Source organism: Mucilaginibacter sp. P4_E8 (genome assembly GCF_056401495.1).
This window is the reverse complement of record NZ_JBFUJG010000184.1, coordinates 1-8154: the sequence shown is the minus strand read 5'-3', so window position 1 is coordinate 8154 and position 8154 is coordinate 1. Positions and strand designations below refer to the sequence as shown.

The window sequence follows — 8154 nt, the reverse complement described above, 5'->3', positions numbered from 1 at the left end:
GTGAGCAAAAAAGAATTTCTGGAACTTTTAGACAAGTACCTGGCGGGAAACGCCTCGCCTGTGGAGGAACAATTTTTATTTGATGTTTATCAGCAAATGGAGGATAAATATGAATGGGATACTCCTGAACTGAAAACACTTGACCTGTTGGAACATAAGTTGATCGAAAGATTCAGGCAATCCATACAAAAATCCAATGTGGTTGCTATATCTGAAAATGAAAAGCGCTCAGGGTTCCGTTTTAATAATAGAACCATTTTTCAGATTGCAGCAAGTTTATTGCTTTTACTAAGTGTAACCGCCGGATTTTGGCTATACCATAAAACATCCCCTGAAACCAGCAAGATCTTTGTGGTGCAGGAATCCGAAGACCTGATCACCCATACCAATAATACTAGCGGAACTGAAAAAATAATTTTCCCTGATAAGAGCTTTGTAGATCTTGCCACAGGAAGTAAAGTTGTTTATAATAAAATCTTTTTGGGATCCCTGAGGCAGGTCTATTTAACAGGAGAAGGCTTTTTTCAGGTTACCAAGAACCACGCTAAACCATTCATTGTTTATACCGACAGGCTCGTTGTCAAGGTATTGGGTACAAGTTTTGTTGTTAAAAGCGGCGAGCACAATACCATGGCGAGCGTTTTGGTTAAAACCGGGAAGGTCTCTGTTTTTAAGACAAAAGAGTTTACCGCCGAGAACGCAAAGCCAGACCTGACCGGGGGCCTGGTATTATTACCTAACCACCTTGCTGACCTTAATGCGAAAGAAGAGTTAGAGAAAAACCTGCCCAAATCACCTGAAGTACTTAAACCGAAGGAAACAAAAAGTTTTGATTTTGATAATACGCCTATCGATATCGTGTTTTCACGATTACAGGACACTTATGGGATAACCATTCTATATGATAAGGTCAAACTAAATTCCTGTTCCCTATCTGTAAAAATGGGAAAGGAAGACTTTTACCAAAAGCTTGACCTCATCTGCCGTACTATTAATGCATCCTACCAGGTTCGTGATGGGAACGTATTTGTATCCGGGCCGGGATGCGCCAATTAACCAATAACCATAATTAGGAAAAGAAGGAGCAATATGAGATAAAGCAGATCCCAGCAAACAAAAAAGGCAGTTAATGAACCAACATTAACCGCCATGACCCGCAATTCTTTCTCAGGGACGCGGATAGTTTTGAACCAATTAGTAAACTGATTAAAACCAAAGTAAAAATATGAAAAAAGGATTACCTTTTTCACTAGCTACTGCTATAATGAAAATTTCGCTTATTTCAGCCATTGTTTTTTCTTGTACACTATGCGCCCACTCAACAGTTACCGTTGGGCAGGAAGTGTATAATAAAGAAATAAGTATTTCTGTTAAAGAACAGAACATCAAATTCACCCTCGATAAAATAGCCAAAACAGCCGGGATCAATTTCAGCTACAGTCCGCAGCTTATTGAGTCCCTCCGGAAAGTCAACATCAACGAAAGAAATAAAAGGCTGTCCTATGTGCTGGATAAACTGCTTTCCGGCCTGAATATCAGTTACTCATATTTTAACAATTATATTGTTCTGAATAAACGGGAGCCGGGAAAGGAGCTTGCGGCCGTTTCGCCGGCCGCAGCCATGGTAAAAGCAGTCTCCGGAAAAGTGACTGATAGCAAAGGTGTCGGCCTGCCCGGCGTAACCATCCGGGTTAAAGGGACAGCAGAAGGTGTTACCACCGATGCTACCGGTAATTATAAGATCAACGTACCGGATGACGATGCGGTACTGGTGTTCCAGTACATTGGCTTCATAAGCCAGGAAATACCGGTTAACGGAAGCGTTTCGATCAACGTTTCCCTGCAGGCGGAGTCCAAAAACCTTGATGAAGTGATTGTTGTGGCTTATGGCAGCACAACGCAGCGCGCGAATACCGGCGCTATGGAAACGGTTAAGGCAAAGGAGCTCGAAGACATCCCTGCAGCCCAGTTTACTCAAAAATTACAAGGCAAACTTGCCGGGGTACAAATAAACCAGATCAATGGCAAACCCGGGCAAGGTATGCAGGTGCTGGTACGTGGCTCTGCATCGCTCTCTACTTCGTCTGCACCACTTTATGTAGTGGATGGTTTTCCCGTGGTTGGAGATATCAGTAATATTAACCCCGATGAAATTGAGACCATTACCGTACTGAAAGATGCCGCCGCTACCGCGCTTTACGGCTCCAGGGGGGCATTTGGGGTAGTTGTGGTAACTACAAAAAGTGCAAAACCTGGTCAGACCAATATTAGCGCGAATGCTTACATCGGAACCCAGCGCGTGCCGCAGAGAGGCAGGCCCGACATGATGGACGGAACGGAATGGGCGCAGTTTAAAAAAGAATCTTTCCAGGATCTCGGACAACCCGTGCCGGCAGCATTCGAAAATCCTGCACAGTACGGAAAAGGATATGACTGGTATAATTCCATGTTCCGTTCAGCGGTGATCAGTGATTACAGTGTGTCGATCAATACCAGTAAGGAAAATGTCAGCAGTTCCGTAACCCTCGGGTATTTCCGGCAAGACGGCGTTTTGCTGAACTCCTATTACAACCGCTTTACCGTGCGGGCAAATAACCTGTTCAAGGTCACCAATAATATAAAGATCGGGCTCAATGTGGCACCGACATACAATTACGACAATACCCCGGCATCCGACGGTCTATTTTATAACGGCGGCGGGCTGATCAACAACGCGATGCTGACCCCTCCTATTATACCGATTTACAACCCGGATGGTTCCCTACCGGTATCGATTACCACACCGGGTGTAACCTCATTCCCTACACCAAACTGGGTCAGATCAATCCAGGATACTAAAAGCAAGACAAATACCTACAGGTTATTGAGTAATGCCTTCGTGACCTATGAACCGATTAAGGACCTTGTGCTTAAATCGAGCATCAATATCGACCTGGGCTCCTCGGCATTTAATTATTTTCAGCCATCTACCGCGGGTCGGGCCTTCGCAGCCACGCCAAGCCAGCTTACGGCAAACCTGAGCCAGACGAACAGCAACTATTATTCCTGGCTTACTGAAAATACCGCCAGTTATTCAAAACAGATCAAACAGCATCATTTTAACCTGCTCGCAGGCTATACAGCACAGAAAACCCGCGGCACGTCGACAAACGTAAACGGTTACAATTATGCCGATGACCGGGTGCAGACCATCGATGCGGCGCTGGTAAAGAATAACCCCTCGTCTGATATCCAGGAATGGAGTTTGATTTCCTACCTCTCGCGACTCGATTATAACTATGACGGTAAATATTTCTTCCAGGCAAGTTTGCGACGTGACGGGTCATCCAGATTTGGGCCAAATAACAAATACGGAAATTTCCCGGCGGCTTCCGTGGGATGGGTGGCCAGCGATGAATCTTTCCTAAAGGAAAACAAATATATCTCGTTTCTGAAAATCCGCGCGAGTTATGGCATCACGGGCAACTTTAACATCGGAAATTATACCCAGTATGCCACACTCAGCGCTGGCCAGAATGTGCCTTTTAATGGTGCTACCAACAGCGGTTCGGCCGTAGTGGGACTGGGGAACAGCAACCTTGGGTGGGAAAAAACCGGACAGCTGGATCTTGGACTTGATATCGCTTTTCTTAATAACAGGATTAACCTGACTTATGATTATTACAGAAAAAAGACAACTAACCTGTTATATACGTTGCCGGTACCACAGGAGTCAGGCTTCTCCACCTTTACGGGAAATATCGGTGCGGTTAAATTCTGGGGACATGAATTTGCCCTGAATACCAATAACCTGGTAGGGAAATTTAAATGGAACTCCAGCTTTAATATTTCCTTCAGCGATAACCGGGTACTGGCATTATCAAATATCAGTAATGTACTTTACTGGGGCACTGGCAGCGCTACCACCATCACACAAGTAGGCGGCAGGATCGGGCAGTTTTACGGATTGGTGCAGCAGGGCGTATATACCAACCAGGCAGACTATAACAATTCTCCTAAAAACGTGAATTCGCAGGTCGGCACCATCAAATACAAGGATGTGAACGGTGATGGTGTGATCACTTACGGAAATGGCCCTACCGGGGATAAAGCAATTCTTGGCAACCCCTTCCCTAAATACCAGTTTGGCTTTACCAACTCTTTTTCTTACGAACATTTTGATCTGTCTATAGTTGCATCGGGTTCTTATGGTAACAAAGTTGCCAGTATGGCTGATCAGGGCACTGCCAATCTCGACGGCGTATTTAACGTGCTGAAAGATGTACAGGACCGCTGGCGTTCAGCAACAGATCCGGGAGCAGGCAAGTATGGGAAAACGACAGCCTCGACAGGAGATGAGCGTGACCAGTTCAGTTCGAGGTTTGTGCAGGATGGCAGTTACCTGACCATTAAAAACATTACGCTTGGTTACAGTTTGCCGGTTACGAAACTGGCAGGCATCAAGAGCATTCGTGTTTATACCAGCGTTCAACAGGCATTTGTGTTTACCAAATACAAAGGTTCCAACCCGGAAGTCAGCACTGACCCCAATGGTAATCCGACCGGATCATTGGCACAGGGTCTCGACTTTACGGCATACCCTTTACCAAGAACCTTTACGCTGGGCCTGAACCTGAACCTGAAATAATTTAACCAATTAGCAATTAAGACATGAAAAATAAAATATTAATATCAGCGATTCTCCTGATGGTGTTGGGCTCATGTAAAAAAGAATTCTTAAACCTCCCTTCACAGACCTCATTGAGCACACCGGTTTATTTCAAGACCCAATCTGACTTTGAATCTGCAATTAACGGTGCATACGCTCCACTTCGCGGGCTGTATAATGGCGCCTGGGCAATGGGGGAATTGAGGTCGGACAATACCACCTACAAATACAACCCCAATGACCGTGGAACTATCCAGGCTGAATATGTAAAAGATTTTACAGATCAGAACACCAACCCGGTGCCTCAAGACAAATATGTCACCGACTATTCCATTATTGCACGGGCAAACCAGGTACTGGCTCCGATTGACGCGGTTAATTTCGATGCCACAGCCAAAAATAACATTAAAGGGCAGGCTTACTTTCTAAGGGCATTCGCCTATTTCGATCTGGTACAATACTTCGGGAGCGTACCCTTGCATCTTACTCCGGTTTCAACGTTGTCTGAAACAGCCTTGCCGCTCAGCAGTGTGGCTGACGTATATGCACAGATCATCGCAGATGCGCAGAAAGCAGCATCATTACTGCCCGCTAAGTCTGTACAAACTTCGGGCCGCGTAACTTCAGGCTCGGCTTATACCTTGCTCGGCAATGTTTATATGGTACAAAAAAAATGGGCCGAGGCCGAAACAGCGCTGAAGAATGTCACAGGCTATACCTTAATGTCCAATTATGCTGATGTTTTTGACCCGGCCCAAAAGAACAATAAGGAATCAGTTTTCGAAATTCAATATAAACAGGGCACTGAGGGATTCGCCAGCAATTTCTTTTACACCTTCCTGGTACGTCCGATCTCAGCGGCCGAAATAACTGTGATCACAGGCATCGCAGAAAACAGCCTTGGTGTTGAAGGTTATAATATTCCCACACCGGATGTTATTGCAGCTTATGAGGCCGGTGATATCCGCAAGTCAGCGTCAATCGGTAACGTTATTGCAGGTGGGGTAAGTTATCCCTATATTAAAAAATATGCACATCCGCATACCCTGACCAATAACACCGATGACGACTGGCCGGTTTATCGCTATGCAGAAGTATTGTTATTTCTTGCCGAGGCAACGAATGAGCAAAATAAAACCGCCGATGCGCTGGGGTATCTGAACCAGGTAAGGACCAGGGCTGGACTGGCAAACAGCACGGCCGCAAATCAATCAGACCTCAGGAGCGCGATCATCAGGGAAAGAAGGGTTGAATTGGCGTTTGAAAACAAGCGCTGGCTGGACCTGGTAAGAACCGGAACCGCGCAGGCAGTAATGAGTGCTTATGGCGCGAAGGTGAAAGCTAATCCACAGGCTTACTACTTTCCTGCCGGGATCGCTCCATCTCCATCTTCTTACACTACCATCAGTACATTATTCCCGCTTCCAGCTTCCGAAGCGGCGCTTACGCCATATTTCTAAATCTTCGCAGCAGCATAGTTAGCCGACTATGCTGCTGTTTTATAACTTTAAATTCCGGACCATGAATAAATTCCTGACAATCGTTTTCGTTTTGTTCTTTTTTAACAACGGCCTGCATGCCTTCCCCCTGGCCCTGGTTACGCCCGAAAACCTGAAGTGCGAACTTTTGGAAAATCCTGCCGGGATTGATATGCCGCACCCGGGTTTGAGTTATGTGTTGCATGCCCAAAAAACCAGTGCAAGAAGTATCACGCAAACAGCCTATCAAATATGGGTGTCCAGCACTCCGGATTTCAAAAAGGGTGGAGATCTGTGGGATTCAAAGAAAGTGATGAGCGATCAGATGGCTTACATTGCTTACCAGGGAAAAAGTTTACTGTCCGGGCAAAAGTACTGGTGGAAAGTCAGGATCTGGGATCAAACGGGGCATCAATCGCCTTGGAGCAAAACGGCAAACTGGACTATGGGCATCCTGAATAAGAATGATTGGAAAGCCAGCTGGATCAGCGCCCGCGGTGCAGAAAAATATGCATTGAGCCCGGTAGGCTTTAAATCCGCCGATGCTAAATCAGCAGACACAACCAAATGGGTTCAGGTTGATCTGGGTAAGTCATCCTCCTTTTCTGAGATAATGCTGTCCCCAATGTTTTATGCAGATCAGTCAGGTTACGCCTTCCCGGTAAGGTATAAGGTATCAGTTTCTGATAATCCATCTTTTCAAACGGAGACTATTATAGCCGACTTTACAAAGGAGGATTTTAAGAATCCCCGCTTTTCTGCGGTTCATCTACCGGCAAAGGGCACGGCAGCGAGATATGTACGAGTTACCGCAACGCGGCTTGCCCGAAAGGCAACCGGCTATTCCTTTGCCCTGCGACAGATCGAGGTAATTTCGGGTGGAAAGAACATGGCTGCCGGTAAACCTGTTGGTGCCTTGGACAGTGATGATAGCAATGGATTTTCCAGAATAAATCTTACAGACAGGGTAAGCGATTATAAAGATTTTCCCAATTACTCATCTATGCTTTTGCGGAAGGATTTCAAGGTGAAACCAGCCCTTGTTCGGGCAACCATCCATATCAGTGGTCTTTCTGAATATGAGTTGACCATTAACGGTCGTAAAATTAGTGATTACCTGCTTACACCCGGATGGACAGACTATCGTAAAACAGTTTTATATGATACCTATGATGTTACCCGGCAATTAAAGAGTGGGGCAAATGCTATTGGGATCATGTTAGGTAACAGCGTTTATAATATACAACCTGATACAACAAGATATGTAAAGTTCCTGACTACGTTTGGCCCCGCCAAAGCCATTGCACAGCTAAAGCTGGAATATGCCGATGGTTCTGAGCAAACAGTTATAACAGATAAAAGCTGGAAAGCATCACCCGGCCCTGTAACTTATTCCAACCTATATGGAGGTGAAGATTATAATGCAAACCTGGAACCTGCCGGATGGAATAAAGTCGGTTTTATTGCAGGTAAAAGCTGGGTGCCGGCTTTAGAAACTTCCGGGCCCGGCGGGGTTTTAAAAGGGCTTTCCGCAGCTGCGCCCCCTGTAAAGGCCATTGATACCATTGCTCCTATTAAAATAAACAAGATTAGTGACAATGTATGGATCTATGATTTCGGACAGAATGCTTCGATGATGCCGGCACTCCAGGTTAAGGGGCCAAAAGGATCACGGGTACGAATGATACCATCTGAATTGTTGGGAGAGAACGACCTTGTTGACAGGCGTTCTGCTACACAGGATGGGGTAAGACCGGCCTGGTGGGAATATACATTGGCTGGAACCGGCGATGAACATTATTTCCCGAAATATTTTTACCAGGGAGCCCGTTACCTGCAGGTTGAGTTATACGCAACTGAAAAAGGTGAAACTTTACCCAAAGTTGTTCAGTTATCTGATGTAATTGTACATTCATCCTCCGCACCGGCTGGTAGTTTTGAATGTTCAAACCCTTTATTTAATAAAATTTACAGCCTGGTACGCTGGGCGCAGCGCAGTAATATGATGAGTTTGATGACAGATTGCCC

4 protein-coding genes are annotated in these 8154 nt (G+C 45.6%); all 4 read left to right on the top strand.

Going from position 1 to position 8154, the window contains the following annotated elements; genetic code table 11:
• A partial coding sequence (locus AC1DRQ_RS27980; RefSeq protein ID WP_477428880.1) for a FecR family protein occupies window positions 1–1056 on the top strand: 1056 nt, incomplete at its 5' end.
• Window positions 1057–1225: 169 nt separating this feature from the next.
• Window positions 1226–4627: a TonB-dependent receptor gene (locus tag AC1DRQ_RS27975; RefSeq protein ID WP_477428878.1), complete on the top strand. Its 3402-nt coding sequence runs from the start codon at window positions 1226–1228 to the stop codon at window positions 4625–4627.
• Between the two features lie 23 nt (window positions 4628–4650).
• Window positions 4651–6108, top strand: a complete 1458-nt coding sequence (locus AC1DRQ_RS27970; RefSeq protein WP_477428876.1) for a RagB/SusD family nutrient uptake outer membrane protein — start codon at window positions 4651–4653, stop codon at window positions 6106–6108.
• Window positions 6109–6169: 61 nt separating this feature from the next.
• Window positions 6170–8154: family 78 glycoside hydrolase catalytic domain (locus AC1DRQ_RS27965; protein ID WP_477428874.1), on the top strand; the 1985-nt coding region annotated here is incomplete at its 3' end.